The organism is Bacillus sp. K2I17, from assembly GCF_002209985.1.
Taxonomy (GTDB): domain Bacteria; phylum Bacillota; class Bacilli; order Bacillales; family Bacillaceae_G; genus Bacillus_A; species Bacillus_A wiedmannii.
The window spans coordinates 1-21,314 of record NZ_NJGF01000006.1 but is presented as its reverse complement, the minus strand read 5'-3'; the positions used below and the strand labels follow the sequence as shown (position 1 = coordinate 21,314).

The window sequence follows — 21,314 nt, the reverse complement described above, 5'->3', positions numbered from 1 at the left end:
TTTGCATAAAAGTATATAGGCTCCATACAGTTAAAGTAATGTGATTTTTGCATCGCGTATACAAATAATATGCGAAGAGGTGAGAGAGTAAAATGAGAACACATATTGAAAGAACTGTAGAGGTGGTAGATCAACTTCCGTTGGTAAGTGTGTTAATTCCTACGTATAATCGACCTCGCTACTTTGAAAAGGCATTATGTAGTGTGTTAGAACAAACGTATCCTAATATAGAAATTATAGTTGGAGATGATAGTACGAATGACGAAACAGAAAAGGTGTTACAAAAATACTTATGTAATCATTCAAATATTATTTATATAAAAAACAGGTCAACTCTCGGACAATTTGAAAATGCGCTAATGTTATTTAATGAAACGAACGGTGAGTATGTAAACTTTTTAATGGATGATGATATATTTCACGTGAATAAAATTGAAAAAATGATGAAGTATTTTTTGAATGATCTAGAGAATGAAATTAAGCTTGTAACATCTCATCGCCAAGTAATTGATGATAAAGGGCAAGAACTACGACATATTTATTCAACTGTCCGTTTATTTGAAAAGGATACGATTATAGAGGGAACAGAATTAGCAAATAGGGTAATTGTGGATCAAAAAAATTATATCGGAGAACCGACAACAGTTTTATTTCGTAAAAATGATTTACAAGAACCGTATGGGATTTTTGATAAGAGGCGGTATCTATGTAACGTAGATATAGCTTCATGGTTATCTTTATTAAGTAAAGGAAAAGCAGTATATATAGCAGAGACACTTAGTTACTTTCGATTACATCCAGATCAACAGTTAAATGAATCTAATAAAATGATGGATGGGTTAGAAGATTTTTCACATAGTATTATAGCAGGAAAAAAATATGGTTTCTTATCCGACGAAAAAGAATTAGACAAAGCGATAACTAATTTTCTAGATTATGCAAGAAGGATAGTTCCATCATCGATATTGTATACATTAGACTATTATCAAAAAATTAGGAGAAAGAAAATAAACATAGAAAAGAAAAAACAACATATAAATAATAATTCTCCTTTACCAAAAGTAAGTATACTTATTCCCGCCTACAATAGACCTTATTACTTGGAATTAGCGCTCAATAGCGCACTGAATCAAACATATGAAAATATTGAAATTATTATTTCTGACGACAGTACAAATAATGAAGTTAATGCTATGATTCAACCGTATTTACGTGAATATGAGTGTATTACATATGCTAAAAATGAAACTCCGTTAGTTGCTGAAAACTTTAATAAGTGTATAGAACTTGCGAACGGGGATTATATAAACTTTTTATTAGATGATGACTTATTTCATCATGAAAAGATCGAGAGAATGATGAAATACTTTTTGATGTTAGAAAATATTTCATTTGTGACGTCATATCGTGAACTGATTGATGAGAATGGAGAGATATTACCACCCTCAACATTGAATATGAAAATTGCGAAAGAAACTACACTTTTTGAAGGAAAAGAATTAGGAAATTACATATTAAAAAATTTAAAAAATATAGTTGGTGAGCCGACAACTGTTCTGTTTAATCGAGATTTGTTTGAAGGGAAGTTTGGGTATTTTAAAGGAAAGGCTTATTCTTCTATTAATGACATTGCAACTTGGCTAGATATGATGAGGAAAGGAAAAGTAGTTTATATACAAGAACCTCTTAGTTATTTTAGACAACATAGTGGACAAAATCAAAAACAAATACATTTTATTTTAATGACAATTGAAGAGTGGATTGAATTAATTATAGATGCATATAATAGTGGATTTTTAAGTTCTGAGAGAGATTATAAAGAGAGTTTATCTTATTGTTTAGAAAATGCGGGATTTATAGTTAAGGATGCGGTAAGAAATGGGGAACTAGATCAAATTTATAATGAAAAGATAAAAAAAGGGTTAAACAAGCTAGTCGCTCATATGTTTGAGAAAGAATCTTGTTATTGTCAATATTGCAATCAGCAATTTGAAAAATTTTCACCTTGGCCAGCACATTATGATTTTCCGAAATATAAATTTGAGATGTGGAATAAAGATACAGGGATATGCCCAGTTTGTAGTTCAATGGATCGTGAAAGGTTGTATCGTGCGTACATTGAAATGGAAACGGACTTGTTAAGTAGAGAATACACTATGCTTCATATTGCACCTGAAGAGAAGTTAAGAGATTGGTTTAACGAGTATAAAAATATTACGTATGTATGTGGGGATATAGAACCAAAGGATCCATTAATGAAGGAAATTGACGTTACAAGCATTACATATGATAGTAATACTTTTGATGTAATTTTATGTAGCCATGTATTAGAACACGTTCTTGACGATGACAAAGCAATGCGAGAGTTATATAGAGTATTAAAGCCAAATGGATGGGGAATTATTCAAGTACCAATCGTAATGAATGTAGATTCTATTATAGAAAATAAATTAATTGTAACACCACAATTGAGAAAATTAGCTTTTGGTCAAGAAGATCATGTGAGAATTTATAATCAATCGGGATTCATTCAACGATTAATGAATGCAGGGTTTAAGGTGGAATTATATAACGTAGCTGAAAGAAAAGGAATGAAAAGTGCTAGGAAATTTGGATTATCTGAAACAGATACGCTCTATATTGTCCGAAAATGATAGGAAGGAATAGATAGATATGGAGAATATTCCTTTTTTGCGTGCTTCAACTGTACCTGTAATTGAGTATTTGGACGAATTGAAGGAAATAGATACATCTCACATATATACGAATTATGGACCTATAAATCAACGTTTTGAAGAAACAATTATGTCGGAATTTTTTCAGAACAGGGGCGCTGTTACAACGGTGGCAAACGCAACATTAGGGTTAATGGCCGCTATTCAACTTAAGAAAAGAAGAAAAGGAAAATATGCCCTCATGCCTAGTTTTACATTCCCTGCGACTCCATTAGCGGCTATTTGGTGTGGATTGGAACCTTATTTTATTGATATTTCAATAGATGATTGGTATATGGATAAAACAGTACTTTGGGATAAGATTGAAGAATTAAAAGAAGAGGTTGCGATTGTTGTCCCGTACGCAACTTTTGGATCATGGATGGACTTAGAAAAATATGAAGAATTAGAGAAAAAGGGTATTCCGGTTGTCGTAGATGCGGCACCGGGATTTGGGTTAATGAATGGAAGTATGCATTACGGTCAGGATTTTAGTGGTATGATCGTATATAGCTTTCATGCAACAAAGCCGTTCGGAATTGGTGAAGGAGGGCTCATATATAGTAAAAAGGAAGAAGATATACAACGTATTAAAAGAATGGGTAATTTCGGATTTGATAAAAATCGTGAATGTACGATGATGGGGTTTAATTGTAAAATGTCTGAATATGCGGCAGCTGTTGGGATTGCGACTATGAAAAAATGGAATCAAAAATTAAAAGAACGCACCCGTATTTCTGAATGGTATAAACAATTGTTACAAAGTAATGGATTAATGAAAAAAGGATGGAAACTCCAAAAGACAGAAGCAGTTATTCAACAATTTATGCCTATTCTTTGTCCGGAAGAAGTTCACAACATACAAGTAATAGAAGAACTGAAAAAACAGAAAATAGAAGCTAGATTATACTTTTCACCATCATGCCATCAACAAGTTCTTTTTAGAACTTATAAGTCTACAGATTTAATAGAAACGAATAAAATAGCCAAACGAATAGTAAGTTTACCTTTATGGGAAGGAATGACGAAAGAAATAGTAGAACAAATTGTAATCTGTTTAGGGCAGAAGGTGGTGTCGGCAGATGAATAGTTTTTATAGTCAAGAAGAGCTAAAGAAAATTGGATTTTTATCTGTTGGGAAAAATGTATTGATTAGTAAAAAAGCAAGTATATATAATCCAGGTGTTATATCAGTTGGTAATAATGTAAGAATTGATGATTTTTGTATTTTAAGTGGTAAAATCACAATTGGAAGTTATTCGCATATATCAGCGTATACAGCGTTATATGGAGGGGAAGTTGGGATTGAAATGTATGACTTTGCAAATATCTCAGCTAAAACAATCGTATATGCAGTACTAGATGATTTCAGTGGAAATACATTAATGGGGCCAACTGTCCCGAATCAATATAGGAATGTGAAAACAGGAAAAGTTATTTTAAAAAAGCATACGATTATTGGTGCTGATTCTATTATTTTTCCAAATGTAACTGTAGGAGAAGGCACAGCAGTTGGTGCGATGAGTATGGTAAAAGAGAGTTTAGATGATTGGTATATCTATGCTGGAGTTCCCGTAAAAAAAATAAAACCTCGTCAAAAAAAGATGCTAGAGTCAGAAAATGATTTTTTAAAAAGCATTAATTCTTAACAAAAAAGAATTAATGTTTTTTATTTTTAAGATACAGCAAAGTTGTATCTTAACTTATTATGTTTTAAATTTAGCTGACAAAGGCAATACTGAGTCATAGTGAATGTAAAGTTGGAGGGCGAGCATATATGTTTGATGAGGATGGGATTGTTTTAATTATGGAACCAGCTGATGAAAGTAACTTGAGGAGGTTTATTTTTTCGGTGCCAAAGTCAGTGTATGAAAAGAAGGGGCTTACATTACACTATGGAACAGCTATAGGACAAGGATATATGGATATAATTGAAGATATTATTAGCGTAAATATAGAAATAGATGCTGTAACGATAATAGGGCATGTAAGAGGGTAAATAGCTATTTGAAAAAGGTTATAAGTAATTTAGCTAGAAGTTATGCATAGAGAAAATTGCAGACAATTATAAAGGCGAAGGGAGTCTAAAATGAAAATCAAATCAATTTTATTAGTATGTATAGTTTCAATTGGTTTAATGGGATGTTCACTAGTAGAGCAAGGAAAGAACTCCATAGATTATGCTCAAAAAGCGACAGACTATGTAAATGAAATAAGTGCATTTGCAAATGATGCACCAGCATTAGCTGAAAAGGCTGTTAATGATAGCGAAGCTCGAAAAGAGTTAGAAACGAAGCTTAGTGAAATTAAACAAGATATACCCGCTTTCAATGAATTAACACCACCTGATGTAGCAAAGGATCTTCATCAGCAAATCGTCGGATATAACGAAAAGTTAAATATATTAATTGATACGGCAATGACGAAGATAGAAGAAGGAAAAGTGGATGTAGAGCAATTTAAAAACTCTGAGCTTATGCAGACGATTGATCAAGTTCGTGATTTGAAAGAGAAGGTTCAAAATTTAGGACAATAATAAAAAAGCTCCGTTTGTGATGAACGGAGCTTTTTTATGTTTTCTAATGGAAAAGTTTATAATATTTTCTTCCTATAATATAAGTGTTTTTTTATATCTTCCATTGTTCTAAAATATGTATTGTTTTATTAGTTGCATCCATGTTCACTTGAGCACCTATCGGCATAGTGATCATCGGATGGGTATGACAACAATCAAAGTCAGCTAATAAAGGAATTCTTTGATTTTGCAGTACTTCTAATAATATTTCATAAGGTTTGCGATTTGTACCACAATCATCAAACTGCTCATGTTTTCCAAGAATAATACCTGAAACTTTATCAAATACGCCGTTAACTTTAAGTAATGAAAAGCTTCTTTCAATAGTAGCTGCATCTTTTGAACTATCCTCAATAAATAAAATATCCCCATTTTGAATACATGGCATATAAGGACTACCCAAAATTCCTTCTATTGTATTTAAGTTCCCTCCAATAATACGTCCAGTAGCTTGTCCATTTGTTACGGAAATCCAATTATTTGGTTTAAGTTCTTTTTCTTTCGTTTTCACTTCCCAATTAATAAATTCATCTGACCAAAATAAAGGCTGTTTTATGTTGTAAGGAAGCGATTGATCATGTAGTAATGTTTCTACAAAATAATTGTATGTATAATCTACAAAAGGCTCAAATTCTCCAAAGGAGGGGACGAGTGCCGGACCGTAAAATGTAGGGATTCCTGTTTTGGCATAAATCCCTAGCAATAAAGCTGTTGCATCTGAATAGCCAATCATTATTTTAGGGTTATTTTGAAAAGCATCATAATCAATATAAGGTAATAAGGAATTGGAATTCATACCGCCAATTGTTGACATAATACAAGATACATTAGGATTCCTTATTAAAGCATTCAGTTCCTCGGCACGCTCTTGTATACTGCCGGAGCGATAATAATCATATCGACCTGTTAGTGAACCTTCTAATATGTGAAATCCTTTCTGTTGTAAATAAGATTTCGCTCGTTCAAATCTTTTAGGAGAAGTGTAGGTTGCTGGTGAAGAGGGCGAATAAATGCCGATTGTGTCTCCGTATTTTAATGGTTTTGGAAGTAGCATCGTAAGAATCCTTTCTATTGAATTATGAGTTTCTAATATTTTCATTGAATATTCTTATATTTCGGTATAATTAGTGTAACATAAATGTATTAGATGAATAAATATGCTTTTTACCTTGACGATATAAAGTAATTATTGTTATGGTTAAACGTGAGTGTATAAAAGGTTTGCTAAAGGAGTTTTGAAATGAAGCGGTTAAAATGGGGAAGGCTGACGATCCTAGTAGTCATTATTTTAGGGATATGTTGGTTCTTATTCCAAGGAACTCAAAAGAGTGCAACAAATATAGAGGGACAACCTTTACAGGTGGCAGAACTACCTAAAACAGGATTAGCTGAAAAAGTAGTGCCACCAAAGTACATACCACCGAAAATTGATGCAAAAGCAGCTATGATTATTGATGCGAGTAATGGAGAAGTTATTTATCAACATAATGAAAAAGAAGCTTTTGCGCCAGCAAGCATGTCTAAGATGATGACAGCGTATCTTCTATTAGAAAATGTACATAATGGGAAAGTTCGCTGGGAAGATCCGGTGAAAATGAGTACGAAAGCGGCACAAACAGAGGGTGCGAGAATCCCAGTCCAAGTGAATGACACATTGACTGTTAAAGATTTGTACCATGCATTAATGATTGAATCGGCAAATAATTCGGCTGTGGCTTTAGCAGAACATATGGCTAAGACGGAGAAAGATTTCGTTCAGCTTATGAATGCAAAAGCGAAGGAGTTAAAAATGTCGGATTATGCTAAATTCGCAAATGCATCAGGACTACAAGAACCTGATGGAAGTGAGACGAAGATGACGGCTGCTGATGTAGCAAACTTGGCGTATCATCTAATAAAAGACTATCCAGAAATATTAGAAGTGACTCACTTACGTCAAAGTCAGTTAGCATTTAATAATATTAATGTTATAAGTACAAATGATATGTTAAACAAAAATAATAAAGCTTTATATATAGAAGGAATAGACGGATTAAAAACAGGATTTACAGATAGCGCGGGGTATTGTTTTACGGGTACAGCAAAACAAGGTGATACTCGTATTATTACTGTTGTAATGGGAACGAAAGGTAAAACGCAGCGTTTTACAGAGACGAACAAGCTAATGTCTTATGCTTTTGGCTTAGTTAATTAATTGAAATACTGAGTTGGATCATCATATAAGCAAGGCAATTTGTTGTTACTTATTATCGGTAACAATAAATTGCCTTTTTATTGTTAGTATTAGGAAGTAAAAAGGTAAAAAATGTGAGTGTTATTATTTGAGTTTATTATTGTTTGTTGATAGTATAAAGTTAGAAGCTTATTAATGATAAGTTTTAAGAGGCGGAACATGATGTATACATATGAAAAAGCCTCAAATGAAAATTGGAGGGAATTATGATGGCAAAAGATTTTTACACAGCAATTGAAGACAGAAGATCTATTTACGCGATTAGTAAAGAGCAAGTAGTTTCTGATGAAAAAATTCAAGAAGTGATTTATCATGCTGTAAAACATACACCTTCAGCTTTTAACTCTCAGAGCGCCCGCGTTGTCGTCTTGCTAGGAGAACAACATGATAAGTTATGGGATATTACGAAAGAAACGTTACGAAAAATTGTACCTGAAAATAACTTTGCATCTACTGAAGAAAAAATGAATGCATTTAAAAGTGGTTATGGAACGGTTTTATACTTTGAAGACAGTCAAGTAGTGGAAGAACTGCAAGAAAACTTTGCATTATACAAAGAGAATTTCCCAACGTGGTCACAGCAATCCTCAGGAATGTTACAATTTGCAATTTGGACAGCTTTAGAAATTGAAGGATTTGGTGCTACATTGCAGCATTACAATCCATTAATTGATGAAGAAGTGAGAAAAGAATGGGAAGTTCCAGAAAGCTGGAAACTTACTGCGCAAATGCCGTTTGGTAAACCGGTGGTACCTGCAGGTGAAAAAGAATACCAACCTTTAGAAAATCGTGTGAAAATTTATAAATAATGCGAGATAAAAGGTGAACAGGGATACAACCTGTTCACCTTTTATAAGTAATAAGGATTTTTTTGATAGGAATTTTTCATCTGATCTTTTAATTCGTTTTTACGTGTTTCAATAGTTGATATTTTTTGTAAGGTAATAATTGAAACGAATTGAAAAAAAGCAGAGTACAATTCTATATTTTTATTTATAGGATCATCTATTATGTTTTTCATAAATATACCTCCTTTTTTAATCCCATTATTTGCGGGCAATAAGACTTCCATCTCAAAATTCAATGTACCGCCCTGTAAAAGTTCCATAGGTTTCAGTGTAGGGTAAATAAAATTTGTATTGGTTAAAATACCACTATATATATGATAATATAAATATCCTATAAATTCCATGGTTAGTGAAAAATAGGCAGTGGTGTGTGTGTTTTCGCCAAATTAGAACAGAATTTTTGAAGTTAAATCTTACAAATCGTCAAATCTTTTATAAGTGATAGATAGTATCAAAAAAAGTTTTCTGAAAATATTATACTATTGATTAAAAAAGCATTTTTTGTCATGATAAGAGTATGCTTTATGTAAGGGACTTTACTAGAAAATACATTCTTTGCATTGGATTCGATGAATAGAGTTTTTCAAAGTGGATAGAAAATGTATATTAAGATAATGAATGAAATGTCGAATTTTCAATGAAATACATAAGAGAATTGAAAAAAGCATTGCAAAAACAATAAGTTTAATGGTAAAGTTCACATGAAGTTCACACGGAATTCACTTCATTCATTTAAAATGAACTCTGTGTGAAAAATAAAACTCTTGTTAAAAAATGGAACTTAATGAATATTTTACTTTGATAATATTGTAATGTATTAAGTTTATAAGTTTTTTTAAGAGGATAGTAGGGAAAGGAAGTAAAGACAACTTATGAAAAAAGTAATTGCAGGTTTAGCAGCAGCTTCTGTAGTGGGTGTTGCAGTTCCAGGTATGGATTCTGCTCAGGCACAAGTTTCAAATGAGGCGCTAAAAGAAATTAATGGACAAACTCAAACGACTGTAACTGAAACAAAAAAGGTAGAAACAACTTCTGAATTAAAATACACGGTAACAGCTGATGTATTAAATGTACGTTCAGGTGCTGGTACAGGACATAACGTTATTTCTAAAGTGAAATCAGGTCAAGTACTACAAGTAATTGGACAAGAAAACGGTTGGTTCAAAGTAACTGTAAACGGTCAAACTGGTTATGTAAGTGGTGACTTCGTAACGACTGGTGGTAAAACAGGAACTACTGTTCAACAAGGAACTGGTACTTACACAGTAAACGTTTCTTCACTAAACGTACGTACAGGCCCAAGTACATCTCATACAGTATTAGGCTCTGTAAATAAAGGTAAAACAGTACAAGTTGTTGGAGAAGTACAAGATTGGTTTAAAATCAACTTCAATGGTGGAACTGGATACGTAAGCAAAGACTTCGTAACAAAAGGTGGTTCTGCTGTATCTAACGAAACAAAACAACCAACTACAAACAACAATACTACTACAGTTCAAACTGGTGGTTCTTATGTTGTTAACACTGGTGCTTTAAAAGTACGTACAGGCCCAGCTACATACAACGCTGTAATCGGTGGCGTAACACAAGGTAAAGTATTAAACGTTACTGGCGCTGAAAATGGTTGGTACAAAATTAACCATAACGGCCGTACAGGTTACGTAAGTGCAGACTTCGTTAAGTTTGTAAAAGGCGGAGTAAACAACGTTACAAATAACAATAACGTTACAAATAACGTTCAACAACCAGGTAAAGACGTACAAAAACCAACAACAGGTGGAGATACATCTTCAATCGCTGGATTCGCTAGATCATTAAATGGTTCACCATACAGAACTGCTGGTACAACACCTGCTGGTTTTGACTGCAGTGGATTCATTCACTACGTATTAAATCAAACTGGTCATAAAGGCGCTCGTCAAACAGTTGCTGGATACTGGAGCTCTAAAACAAAAACTAGCAATCCACAACCAGGTGATTTAGTATACTTCCAAAATACTTATAAATCAGGTCCTTCTCACATGGGTGTTTACTTAGGAAACGGTCAGTTCATTAGTGCAGAAACTGATGCAACTGGTGTACGTATTAGTTCTGTAAGTAACTCTTACTGGAGCAAGCACATGTTAGGTTACACAAAAGCATACTAAGAAAAAGTAGTTTATATACTTTTCGTATAGAGAAAAGGCTTTCCAGGGAAACTTGGGAAGCCTTTTTATAGTTGAGTAAATTGGGAATGTAGTAGTTTTTACTGTAACTTCCCATTTAAAAATCGAGCGTATAGGTCATGAAAGTAGTTGGGACGAAATAAGTTTGCTGCATGTCCTGCTAACGGTATTTCTTTATATAAAACGTTAGGAAGAACGGACTTTAAATCAAAAAGACAAGATTTATAGAGATGATCATGTTCACCCATTACCCATAATATAGGGTGGGGAAGTGATTTTAATTTAGATTTTAAATCGAATTCTAAACGATGCCGTAATGATTGGGAAATAATTGATGAATGTAATTGCAATCCGAAACGGTAATAAATATTTCTTGAAATGACTGCGAACGGATTTGCCTTTAGTATGCCACTTGGAAAAATGGTATTTGCATATTGAGAGAGCCATTTAGAGTATTCGTCTCCGCGCTTCTCCCAAAATTTTTGAAATACGTTATATAAAAGGGATGGATTATTATAATGTCCACCAATATGACAAATGCTTAATACTTTTTCTGGGTGCATTTGTGCAAAAATTGTAGAGATATAACAGCCATAACTTAGAGCGCAAATATGAGCTTTTGTAATACCTTCTTTTTCATATAATTTCAATAGTTGATCTACGAGGCGCTGTAATGAAAATTCGATAGCTTCTCCTTTATCGTCGCCGTGACCTAATAAGTCATAAGTAATAATGTTGTAAGAGGCGGAAAATCGCTTATGCTCTTTTTTGAAGGCACGACGATTGCCGACTAATCCATGAATAAAAATGATTGTTTCCTTTTCGGAATGTATATTTGTTTGCAAAAAGGATACTCCTTTCAATAACGGGAGATTTATACAGTATTGTAAATTAGTTATCTATAATTCACATAGAATAATATTAAGTACCAGGTAATAATATCAGATGTTTATATCTGTTGTAAAGATGCGTTTGTATGTATATTTTGTAAAAACAGAAAAAGTGTGTTTACATTCAGTTTACATTTGTATTGTATTCTACTTTTAGAAAGAACAGTTTGGTTGAACACGAGGAGATGAACAAAAATGGAAGTTAGAAATGAGATGGAGAAAAAAGGGAGATGGAGGCAGTTTTTACGCCTTATTCAAGATACAAATCCTCCAAAGGGGATTCTTGCTTTTGCGTTATTAATGAGTTTACTTTCTACTGGAGCAAGTTTATTTATACCGATGTTAACGAAGGGCTTAGTAGATAATTTTTCACTTTCGTCAATTAGTACAGGACAAATTGTTGGGCTAATTGCATTCTTTATTATGCAAACTATAGCCGCGGGATTGTCTATATATTTACTAAATTATATAGGACAGAAGATTGTAGCTGGACTGAGAGAACGTTTGTGGAAAAAGGTGCTTATTTTACCGGTAACTTATTATGATCAAAATAGAACAGGCGATACAATTAGCCGTATGACAAATGATACAGGAGTTGTGAAAACGTTAATTTCTGAGCATTTGTCAAATTTATTAACAGGCGGTATTTCAATTGTTGGATCATTAATTGTACTATTTGTTTTAGATTGGAAAATGACACTTTTACTTTTAACGGTTATTCCGTTATCAGTACTCATCTTAGTTCCACTTGGACGAAAAATGTATAAGATTTCAAAAGCACTTCAAGATGAAACGGCTTCTTTTACTAGTGTATTAACACAAGTATTATCAGAAATTCGTTTAGTGAAATCTTCGAACACAGAAAAAAAGGAATATGAAACTGGAAATAAAGGTATTGAAAAGCTATTACAATTTGGCTTGAAAGAGGGAAAAGTGCAAGCGTTAATTTCACCAGTTATGTCGTTTGTTTTAATGGCATTACTTGTTATTATCGTAGGGTATGGTGGAATGCGAGTTTCTAGCGGTGCATTAACAACAGGAGAACTAGTAGCATTTATTTTATATTTAGTTCAAATTATAATGCCGATGAGTCAATTATCTATGTTCTTTACACAATTCCAAAAGGCAATTGGTGCAACGGAAAGAATTAATACAATTTTAGAATATGAAGTAGAAGATCATGAAACTGGTGTGAAAGTCACAAATGCTAAGCAGCCAATCGTTCTTGAAAATGTACATTTTGAGTATAACGAAGAAGAGAAAGTTTTAAAGAATATTGATTTCACAATTGAATCAGGAAAAGTAACAGCGATTGTAGGACCAAGTGGTAGCGGGAAAACGACGTTATTCTCACTATTAGAACGTTTTTACGAGCCAACTAGCGGTGCCATTAAATTAGGAAAAGACTCAATTACGAGTTATTCATTGCAATCATGGCGACGTCAAATTGGTTACGTTTCACAAGATAGTCCGTTAATTGATGGGACAATTCGTGATAATATTTGCTACGGTGTTGAGGGTGAAGTAACAGATGAAGAAATTGAAAAAGTAGCAGCGATGGCATATGTTGATGCATTTATTCATGATTTGCCAAACGGATATGCAACAGAAGTTGGAGAGCGTGGTGTGAAGCTTTCTGGAGGGCAAAGACAGCGAATTGCAATTGCTCGAGCGTTACTTCGAAATCCACAAATTCTTATGTTAGATGAAGCAACTTCCAGTCTAGATAGTAAATCAGAGTCTGTCGTTCAGAAAGCGTTAAATAACTTAATGAAAGGCAGAACAACATTAGTTATTGCACATAGACTTTCTACTGTTGTGGATGCAGATAAAATTATCTTTATAGAAAAAGGGAATCTTACAGGAAGCGGTACACATGATGAATTATTACAGACACATGATATGTATCGTGAATTTGCAACGCAACAATTGAAAATTAAAGAGGGCGTATTATAAAATGAATCATCAGTGGGGTTTTTACTCCACTAATGATTCATTTTTAAAAGTTTTATAAAGGATGCGAATTAGAAAGGAAATGGTTTCTTTGATACCTAACATTTTAATAGTGGACGATGATCCGCACATTAGGGAACTTGTTTCTGTATTTTTAGAACGAGAAGGTTTTCAAACATATGAGGCAATTGATGGACTAGATGCACTTCAGAAAATAGACGAAGTAAAAGTTGATATGGTTGTTCTTGATATCATGATGCCAAATATGGATGGATTTGATGTATGTTTTGAATTAAGGAAGTACTATGATATTCCGATTTTGATGCTAACTGCTAAAGGGGAAACGTCTCAAAAAGTAAAAGGATTTCACCTTGGCACGGATGATTATCTTGTAAAACCATTTGATCCTATAGAACTAGTAGTGAGAGTTAAGGCGTTATTGAAACGTTACCAAATTACAGTGTCGCAATCGATTCAAATTGGGAATGTACTGTTAAATCGTAAAACATTTGAAGTTACAGCCGGAGAACAAACAGTCACATTACCGCTAAAAGAATTCGAATTGCTCTTTACTTTAGGTTCTAAAGCAGGAAGAACTTGTGCGAGAGAGCAGTTAATTGAAGATGTATGGGGATATGATTTTGAAGGGAATGAACGTACACTAGACGTTCATATTAATCGACTACGTGAGAAGTTTCAAGAAGAGAAGTCGAAGTTTAGTATTAAAACGATAAGAGGATTAGGGTATCGCTTAGAGGTAAGTAAATGAGGAAAAGAAAACGAATGAGTAAGTTGAAGATGTTGAAAGTAACGGGAGCGGTATTAGCGCTTTTTTCTTTTCTCACTATAATTTGGTCTATCGCATTTTATGTAGCAACTAGTATATTGAATGCTTTTGAAGTAAACGTATCGTCGTTTGTGGCCTTTCTAATTAGTGATATGGTCGGTTTTGTATTTATTGTTCTTATCTGGACATTGATTGGGATATTAATGAGACCAAAACGAGAGGCAATGATTTGGACTATTATTGAACCGATACAAAAAATTGCAAAAGGAGACTTCTCCGTAAAAATACGAAATGAAGAAAAGTATGATGGAGAAATTGGTGTACTCGTAAAAAGTATAAATGATATGACAGATGAACTGAATGCGATGGAGAAAATGCGCCAGGAATTTGTATCGAATGTTTCTCATGAAATACAGTCACCATTAACATCTATAAAAGGATTTGCTAGAGCGCTACAAGATAACAATCTTTCCGAGGAAAAACGAAAGCATTATCTTACCATTATTGAAACGGAAACGACGAGATTATCTAAACTAAGCCAAAATTTACTGAAACTAACTCTTTTAGAGTCGGAAGAGTATACACCAGAAAGAGTGACTTATCGATTAGATCAACAGTTAAAGCAAACTGTGTTAAATAGTGAACCGCTCTGGGCTGAAAAAGAAATTGAATTAGATCTTGATTTAGAAAAAGTGTATATAATTGCGGATCAAGAAAGTATGAGTCAAGTGTGGATTAATTTAATTCATAATAGTATTAAATTTACGCCAAGTCGTGGCACAATTACAATTCAGTTAAAAGAATATGAGAAATACGTAGAAATACGTATCCATGATTCGGGAATTGGTATATCTGAAAAACAAAAACAACATATTTTTGAACGGTTTTATAAAGCGGATTCTTCACGAAATCGTGCTTATGGAGGAAGTGGCTTAGGCTTGGCCATTGTAAAAAAGGTACTTGACCTTCATCAAGGAGAAATAAAAGTCGAGAGTGAGGAAGGGAATGGAACAGAATTTATTGTGTGTATTCCGAATTATGAAGAGAAATAGTGTTAGGAGGATATCTTCTAACACTATTTTTCTTTAAAAATACATTCCCCGTTACTGCAACTATATTGATAAGCTGTTCCTTGGCCATTCATACGGTATGAATAATCTGATTCTTTATCTTTCTTAAAGTCAACATATGCTTCTGCACCGTTTGTATCATCATCGATATCAATGAATTGAACATAGCGTATAGAATAATCTTTCTTTTCGCTTAAACCTCTTTCTTGCAAGTTAGTATGGATACCGTCTACTAACTCGTCAAACAATGACCAGTTTAAATTAAGATTTTTAAATGACTCAGTATGTCTTCCTAAAATGCCGTTGTCTTGTATTATTTTCTTATTATTATCGTATGTATAAGAGTATGTAAAATAAGGTTCGTCTTTATATACTACCTCTGCATAATAGCCGATATTATAAATGGGAGTATATTTTCCGGTTATGCTTTGTATTTCTTTTTGCTTATAGCCTTGTATAGTATAGAGATAGTCGCTAGTATCTTTTTCTATTACTTTATAATGTAGTGGATTACCAAATATAAAGTACATAGCCAAAAATATGATACATAGTCCGACTGCAGTTAGTGACAAGAACCATTTCTTTCTTTTCATACACATACACATACACTCTCCTATGCTGGATTTATTTTTATTTTACATGAATTATGGCAAAAACATGAGACTTATCAATAAAAACTTTCCATAGTTACCTATAAGTAACCTACGCACATGAAAGTGCATCATTGCCTTTTTACATAAACACAGATACAATTTTAATATAATACATAACTGAGATGATTAAGGAGTGTTATACTTGGCAGAATTATTACAAGGTAAAAATGCTTTAATTACAGGAGCAGGTAGAGGAATTGGTCGCGCTGTAGCAATCGCATTAGCGAAAGAGGGCGTAAATGTAGGTCTTTTAGCTCGTTCAGAAGAAAACTTGAAAGCTGTAGCGAAAGAAGTAGAAACAGAAGGCGTAAAAGCTGTTATTGCGACTGCTGATGTATCTTCATATGAAGAGGTAACGACTGCAATTGAAACGTTAAAAAATGGTTTAGGGTCTATCGATATTTTAATTAATAACGCTGGTATTTCTAAGTTCGGTAAGTTTTTAGAATTAGACGTTGCTGATTGGGAAAAAATCATTCAAGTAAACTTAATGGGTGTATACTATGCAACTCGTGCAGCTTTACCAAGTATGATTGAACAACAATCTGGTGATATTATTAACATTTCATCTACAGCAGGACAAAAAGGTGCACCTGTAACAAGTGCATACAGTGCTTCTAAATTTGGTGTTCTTGGCTTAACAGAATCGTTAGCGATGGAAGTTCGCAAACATAATATTCGTGTAACAGCTTTAACTCCAAGTACAGTAGCAACTGATATGGCTGTAGATTTAGGATTAACTGATGGAAACCCAGATAAAGTAATGCAAGCAGAAGATATTGCAGAGTTTATCGTAGCGCAGCTGAAATTAAATAAACGTACATTTATTAAATCAGCAGGACTTTGGTCTACTAATCCGTAAGGGATAATTTCATAAACAAAAGAAGGGATATTTATTCTGTAATGGAGTAGATGTCCCTTCTTTATTTTTGTTTATAAGGCAGAATTTTCTGTATAATAATATGTGAATAGTAGAAAAATATTGAAAGGGATGGTATTTACATGAGTACGATTGAGAAATGGACGGCTGTTGATCAATATGTGAGTGATGTATTAATACCGAAAGATTCTACATTAGAAGAAGTACTTCAAGCAAACGCTGCAGCTAATTTACCAGCACATGATGTATCGCCAACGCAAGGGAAGTTTTTGCAACTATTAGTACAAATTCAAGGAGCTCGAAACATTTTGGAAATTGGTACTCTAGGCGGATATAGCACGATATGGCTTGCAAGGGGATTGCCATCTGGAGGCAGAGTTGTTACATTGGAGGCAAGTGAAAAGCATGCTGAAATTGCACGTAGCAATATTGAGCGTGCCAATTTGAATGATAGAATTGAAGTGCGAACAGGATTAGCTTTAGATTCTTTACAGCAAATCGAAAATGAGAAGTATGAACCATTTGATTTTATTTTTATAGACGCTGATAAACAAAATAACCCTACCTATTTTGAATGGGCACTGAAACTATCACGCCCTGGTACTATAATTATTGGTGATAACGTAGTACGTGAAGGAGAAGTTATTGACAATACGAGTAACGATCCTCGCGTACAAGGGATACGTCGCTTCTATGAATTAATAGCTGCAGAGCCACGTGTAAGTGCTACTGCGCTTCAAACTGTCGGAAGTAAAGGATACGATGGGTTTGTAATGGCAGTCGTAAAAGAATGACGGAAGGTGGTAAAAAGATGAAAAAGATGTTTCAAAAATTATAACATGTATCGTGTACAACACAGCTAGCTCGTGGACCTCCAACATACTTGGAAATATAAGTTTATATAAAAATTGGAGGTTAGGAATAGATGAGAACTGAAAAAGAAATGTTAGACTTAATTATTAGTACAGCAAAAGAGGATGGAAGAATTCGAGCTGTCATCATGAATGGGTCACGTGTAAATCAACATGTGAAAAAAGATTGTTTTCAAGACTATGATATTATGTATGTTGTAAATGATATACAATCTTTTACGTCTAATCATAATTGGATTCATAGATTTGGCGAAATAATGATTGTACAAATGCCGGAAGAAATGTCATTAGTTCCACCAGATGAAGACGGGAAATTTCCGTATTTAATGCAGTTTATGGATGGAAACCGAATTGATTTAACGCTCGTTCCCTTTGATTTGATAAATAAGTTCATTGGACAAGATAGTTTAAGTGAACTGCTTCTGGATAAAGATAATTGTATTGACGAATTTCCACCAGCAAGCGATAGGGATTACTTAATAAAAAAGCCTACAGAAAAAGAGTTTTTAGATTGCTGTAATGAATTTTGGTGGTGTAGTACGAATGTGGCAAAAGGACTATGGAGAGAAGAACTTTCTTATGCGAAAGGAATACTTGATGGCCCGGTGCGGGATATGTTCATCGTAATGTTAGAATGGCATATTGGTATGAAAACAGACTTTACAGTTAATGCAGGAAAGTTTGGAAAGCTTTTCGAGCAATACATTGAAAAAGATATGTGGGAGCAATTTAAAAGGACCTATTCGAATGCTGAATATGAAGACATTTGGGAGTCGTTTTTTGTAATGGGCGATTTATTTAGAAAAGTTGCGAACGAAATTGGTAACACATATGGGTATCAATACCCGCAAGGTGATGATGACAGAGTGACAAGCTATTTAAAACATGTAAAAGCTTTGCCGAAAGATAGTGCATCGATTTATTAATTGTATATAGCAGTAAGACTGTCCTAATTATGGACAGTCTTATTTTTGTTCATGAATAATAATTTCTCTAACAAAGTGCAGATGAATCACATATGAAATTTTAGGGAGGTTTTTATTATGTATTATTTTTATTCGTCAGAAATGTTTGCCCCATATGAATGGGGACTAGAACGAGATGTTTCGTACGCCTATATGCCATATCACTCATTTTATTATGGAGACTATATGAGTTCATTGCCATACACATATATCCCTCAAAAATATACAGTACAAATGAAAGCATATGAGCGTGGATCGTGGACGCCATTTTCGTGGGTCGAAAAATATGCGTACGCATTTTCAGGGCCGTACAATAAAGCGGAAGTCGCTCTTACATTTGATGATGGACCAGATTTAGAATTTACGCCGAAAATTTTAGATAAGTTAAAACAACATAATGTGAAGGCGACTTTCTTCTTGCTTGGTGAAAATGCAGAAAAGTTTCCGAATGTAGTAAAACGTATTGCGAATGAAGGGCATGTAATTGGCAATCATACGTATAGCCATCCAAATTTAGCGAAAGTAAATGATGCTGAGTACCGTAATCAAATTATGAAAACCGAAGAAATATTAAATCGTTTAGCTGGTTATGCACCGAAATTTATTCGTCCGCCATACGGTGAAATACTTGAAAATCAATTGAAGTGGGCAACAGAGCAAAATTTTATGATTGTACAATGGAGTGTTGATACGGTTGATTGGAAAGGAGTAAGCGCTGATACGATTACAAATAATGTGTTAGGGAATTCATTTCCTGGCAGTGTTATACTTCAGCATTCAACACCAGGTGGGCATTTGCAAGGATCTGTAGAGGCACTAGACAAAATTATTCCGCAGTTAAAAACGAAAGGGGCACGCTTTGTAACGCTGCCAAGTATGTTCCAAACATCGAAAGAGAGAAAATAAACTGGAATTTAAATCAGTCGGGTATTGTCAATCATCCACTATAAAGAATAGGACTCCCAAGTACTTTAAAATGGGAGTCCTATTTTATTTATAAACTATTATTTTCTAGTAAGTTTTTTCCTTTTTCTATAACAAATTCATAGTATGCAAGATCATATGGATAAATATCTTCAAATGTTATTGTTATCGGTGTATTGCTTAAAACAGAAATAGCCGTAAAAGATGAAATCTCTCTTTTTAATAGTTGTAGAAAAGAAGTTGCATGTATTTTCATCACATCGTCTACTTCTTCACCTGGTGCAAATGAAAGTGTATTGATGACATTGTGAAAATACATATGACAAAATTCACGATCAGTAAGATTTGAAATTTCATAATCTATTTTAAAGATACCTTTGTATGCTAAATCAGTAGTTTGAAAGGAAAGTCCTAATTCTTCTTCAATTTCACGAAGACCGCCAATTTGTACTTCTTCATCATGCATAATATGTCCAGCTGAAGTAATATCCCATATACTCGGTGCTTCTTTTTTATTTTTAGAGCGTAATTGAAAATATAAAAACATATCTTCAGCATCTTTTTCTACAAACCAACAATGAAATGTTTCATGCCAATCACCGTCACGATGCACTTCATCACGTAATTTCTTCCCAAGTATATTTCTTTCAGTATCAAATATTGTTAACCACTCTGTCATTTAAATTCCCCTTTCTGCAAATTTTATTATACAATATCTGTATTGAATTTTGGGAGAATAAAGAAAAAGGGGTAGGTATAAGTGGGGATAGAGAATAAGGAAATAAAATCGATTATTTCAACAGAGGAAGAGTTACGAAAAATATTGGGGCGACCAAGTGAGCGAGCTTTGAAAAAAGTTATTTCATCATTAGACCATCATTGCATAGATTTTCTGTCTAAATCTCCTTTTCTAGTATTATCTACTGCAAATAAATTAGGAGAGTGTGATGCTTCGCCGAGAGGAGACGCACCTGGATTTGTATACGTATTAAATAATAATAAAATTATTATTCCAGAAAGACCAGGCAACCGTCGTATAGACTCCATTTTGAATATTATTTCAAATCCGCACGTAGGGTTACTCTTTTTGATCCCTGGTCTTGGGGAGACACTCCGAATAAACGGCCGAGCATTCATTACAAACGATGAAGAAATTTTGCAAGAAATGCAGGCAAATGGACGCAATCCGTTACTTGGAATTGTTGTTGAAATAGAGGAATGCTATATTCATTGCGCAAAAGCTTTTATTCGTTCTAAGATGTGGGATTCAGAATTTTGGTTAAATAAAAAAGAATTACCTTCAGCAGCAAAAATGTTGCTGGAGCATGCGAAAGTGAATGCTTCAGAAGAAGATGTTGCACGTTCTTTAGAAGAAAGTTATACGAAAAGATTGTATTAAAAAACTTTATTAATATATCTTTGTAAGGTGAATATGTACACATTTTAGAATGGGATATTTATATATGAACTGTTGATTTACAAAATGGAGAAATAGCAAAATAGGTAAATCGAGCGGCAATTGTAAAATGTTATTGTGAAATATAATAAAAAAAGATTTTGAAAATAGTTAGTAAAAATAGGCTTGCTTTTTAAAAAGTTGATAACTATAATAAGTTAACAAATAGACATGAACGAAAAGTAATGATAAGGACATGAAATCATTTTTACGGTTTACAGAGAGGGAAGCCAAGGGTGTGAGCTTCCTAACACGAGAAATGGTTTTACCACCTTTGAACTTCAATAGTGAACGAGTAATCTAGTAATTATTGACGGAATCAGCCGTTA

The 21,314-nt window shown here is 33.6% G+C and carries 21 protein-coding genes; 16 read left to right on the top strand and 5 right to left on the bottom strand.

What is annotated here, in order from left to right; translation table 11 throughout:
* The first annotated feature begins 92 nt into the window (after positions 1–92).
* From CER22_RS09415 to CER22_RS09395, 5 genes are all read left to right on the top strand, one after another.
* Entirely contained in the window at positions 93–2,654 is a 2,562-nt protein-coding gene (locus CER22_RS09415) for a glycosyltransferase (protein ID WP_088608625.1), read from the top strand.
* A 19-nt stretch (positions 2,655–2,673) separates the two neighbouring features.
* Positions 2,674–3,804: an aminotransferase class I/II-fold pyridoxal phosphate-dependent enzyme gene (locus tag CER22_RS09410; protein ID WP_088063063.1), complete on the top strand. Its 1,131-nt coding sequence runs from the start codon at positions 2,674–2,676 to the stop codon at positions 3,802–3,804.
* The gene (locus tag CER22_RS09405) at positions 3,797–4,363 is read left to right on the top strand and encodes an acyltransferase (RefSeq protein WP_088608624.1); all 567 of its coding nucleotides are present in this window, start codon (positions 3,797–3,799) and stop codon (positions 4,361–4,363) included. Before CER22_RS09410 ends, CER22_RS09405 begins: the two co-directional genes overlap by 8 nt.
* Positions 4,364–4,491: 128 nt before the next feature.
* On the top strand, positions 4,492–4,713 hold the full coding sequence (locus tag CER22_RS09400; RefSeq protein ID WP_087982911.1) for a hypothetical protein: 222 nt from the start codon (positions 4,492–4,494) through the stop codon (positions 4,711–4,713).
* 90 nt (positions 4,714–4,803) lie between these two features.
* Positions 4,804–5,250 (top strand): DUF6376 family protein, encoded by a 447-nt coding sequence (locus CER22_RS09395; protein ID WP_088608623.1) that lies wholly within the window; start codon positions 4,804–4,806, stop codon positions 5,248–5,250.
* 91 nt (positions 5,251–5,341) lie between these two features.
* On the opposite strand, the gene CER22_RS09390 is transcribed toward CER22_RS09395, so the two are convergent.
* Positions 5,342–6,343, bottom strand: a complete 1,002-nt coding sequence (locus tag CER22_RS09390) for a S66 family peptidase (RefSeq protein WP_088608622.1) — start codon at positions 6,341–6,343, stop codon at positions 5,342–5,344.
* Positions 6,344–6,529: 186 nt separating this feature from the next.
* On the opposite strand from CER22_RS09390, the gene CER22_RS09385 reads away from it, so the two are divergent.
* A complete protein-coding gene (locus CER22_RS09385) occupies positions 6,530–7,483 on the top strand; it encodes a D-alanyl-D-alanine carboxypeptidase family protein (protein WP_088121899.1) in 954 nt (317 codons plus the stop codon).
* Between the two features lie 245 nt (positions 7,484–7,728).
* Complete coding sequence (locus tag CER22_RS09380) at positions 7,729–8,331, top strand: nitroreductase family protein (protein WP_170968397.1); 603 nt, start codon at positions 7,729–7,731, stop codon at positions 8,329–8,331.
* Between the two features lie 41 nt (positions 8,332–8,372).
* Here the strand turns inward: CER22_RS09380 and CER22_RS09375 are convergent, their stop codons facing one another.
* Positions 8,373–8,543, bottom strand: a complete 171-nt coding sequence (locus tag CER22_RS09375) for a hypothetical protein (RefSeq protein ID WP_048543210.1) — start codon at positions 8,541–8,543, stop codon at positions 8,373–8,375.
* A gap of 699 nt (positions 8,544–9,242) precedes the next feature.
* On the opposite strand from CER22_RS09375, the gene entFM reads away from it, so the two are divergent.
* Positions 9,243–10,517: an enterotoxin EntFM gene (gene entFM / locus CER22_RS09370; protein WP_088608621.1), complete on the top strand. Its 1,275-nt coding sequence runs from the start codon at positions 9,243–9,245 to the stop codon at positions 10,515–10,517.
* A gap of 98 nt (positions 10,518–10,615) precedes the next feature.
* Here entFM and CER22_RS09365 read toward each other — a convergent pair whose 3' ends face one another.
* A complete protein-coding gene (locus CER22_RS09365) occupies positions 10,616–11,380 on the bottom strand; it encodes an alpha/beta fold hydrolase (protein ID WP_088063066.1) in 765 nt (254 codons plus the stop codon).
* Positions 11,381–11,620: 240 nt separating this feature from the next.
* Here CER22_RS09365 and CER22_RS09360 point away from each other — a divergent pair, with 240 nt between their 5' ends.
* The 3 genes from CER22_RS09360 to hitS all read left to right on the top strand — a co-directional run bounded on the left by CER22_RS09360 (position 11,621) and on the right by hitS (position 15,217).
* On the top strand, positions 11,621–13,381 hold the full coding sequence (locus CER22_RS09360) for an ABC transporter ATP-binding protein (RefSeq protein WP_088608620.1): 1,761 nt from the start codon (positions 11,621–11,623) through the stop codon (positions 13,379–13,381).
* Between the two features lie 88 nt (positions 13,382–13,469).
* Complete coding sequence (gene hitR / locus CER22_RS09355) at positions 13,470–14,147, top strand: response regulator transcription factor (RefSeq protein WP_217993520.1); 678 nt, start codon at positions 13,470–13,472, stop codon at positions 14,145–14,147.
* The gene (hitS, locus tag CER22_RS09350; RefSeq protein WP_142293454.1) at positions 14,144–15,217 is read left to right on the top strand and encodes an envelope stress sensor histidine kinase HitS; all 1,074 of its coding nucleotides are present in this window, start codon (positions 14,144–14,146) and stop codon (positions 15,215–15,217) included. The genes hitR and hitS overlap by 4 nt, the downstream gene beginning before the upstream one ends.
* A 23-nt stretch (positions 15,218–15,240) precedes the next feature.
* Here hitS and CER22_RS09345 read toward each other — a convergent pair whose 3' ends face one another.
* The gene (locus CER22_RS09345; RefSeq protein ID WP_131933543.1) at positions 15,241–15,828 is read right to left on the bottom strand and encodes a DUF3139 domain-containing protein; all 588 of its coding nucleotides are present in this window, start codon (positions 15,826–15,828) and stop codon (positions 15,241–15,243) included.
* 202 nt (positions 15,829–16,030) lie between these two features.
* On the opposite strand from CER22_RS09345, the gene CER22_RS09340 reads away from it, so the two are divergent.
* From CER22_RS09340 to CER22_RS09325, 4 genes are all read left to right on the top strand, one after another.
* The gene (locus CER22_RS09340; RefSeq protein WP_142293453.1) at positions 16,031–16,750 is read left to right on the top strand and encodes a 3-ketoacyl-ACP reductase; all 720 of its coding nucleotides are present in this window, start codon (positions 16,031–16,033) and stop codon (positions 16,748–16,750) included.
* A 140-nt stretch (positions 16,751–16,890) separates the two neighbouring features.
* The gene (locus CER22_RS09335; protein WP_088608618.1) at positions 16,891–17,562 is read left to right on the top strand and encodes an O-methyltransferase; all 672 of its coding nucleotides are present in this window, start codon (positions 16,891–16,893) and stop codon (positions 17,560–17,562) included.
* A 131-nt stretch (positions 17,563–17,693) separates the two neighbouring features.
* Positions 17,694–18,566 carry an aminoglycoside 6-adenylyltransferase gene (locus CER22_RS09330; RefSeq protein WP_088063071.1) on the top strand — a complete coding sequence of 291 codons (873 nt, stop codon included), beginning with the start codon at positions 17,694–17,696 and terminating at the stop codon, positions 18,564–18,566.
* Between the two features lie 117 nt (positions 18,567–18,683).
* On the top strand, positions 18,684–19,511 hold the full coding sequence (locus CER22_RS09325) for a peptidoglycan-N-acetylglucosamine deacetylase (RefSeq protein WP_088063072.1): 828 nt from the start codon (positions 18,684–18,686) through the stop codon (positions 19,509–19,511).
* 88 nt (positions 19,512–19,599) lie between these two features.
* Here the strand turns inward: CER22_RS09325 and CER22_RS09320 are convergent, their stop codons facing one another.
* The gene (locus CER22_RS09320) at positions 19,600–20,208 is read right to left on the bottom strand and encodes an NUDIX hydrolase (protein ID WP_088608617.1); all 609 of its coding nucleotides are present in this window, start codon (positions 20,206–20,208) and stop codon (positions 19,600–19,602) included.
* An 81-nt stretch (positions 20,209–20,289) separates the two neighbouring features.
* Between CER22_RS09320 and CER22_RS09315 the strand changes: the two genes are divergently transcribed.
* Positions 20,290–20,928, top strand: coding sequence for a pyridoxamine 5'-phosphate oxidase family protein (locus CER22_RS09315; RefSeq protein ID WP_088608616.1), 639 nt, complete (start codon positions 20,290–20,292; stop codon positions 20,926–20,928).
* The last annotated feature ends 386 nt before the right edge of the window (positions 20,929–21,314 follow it).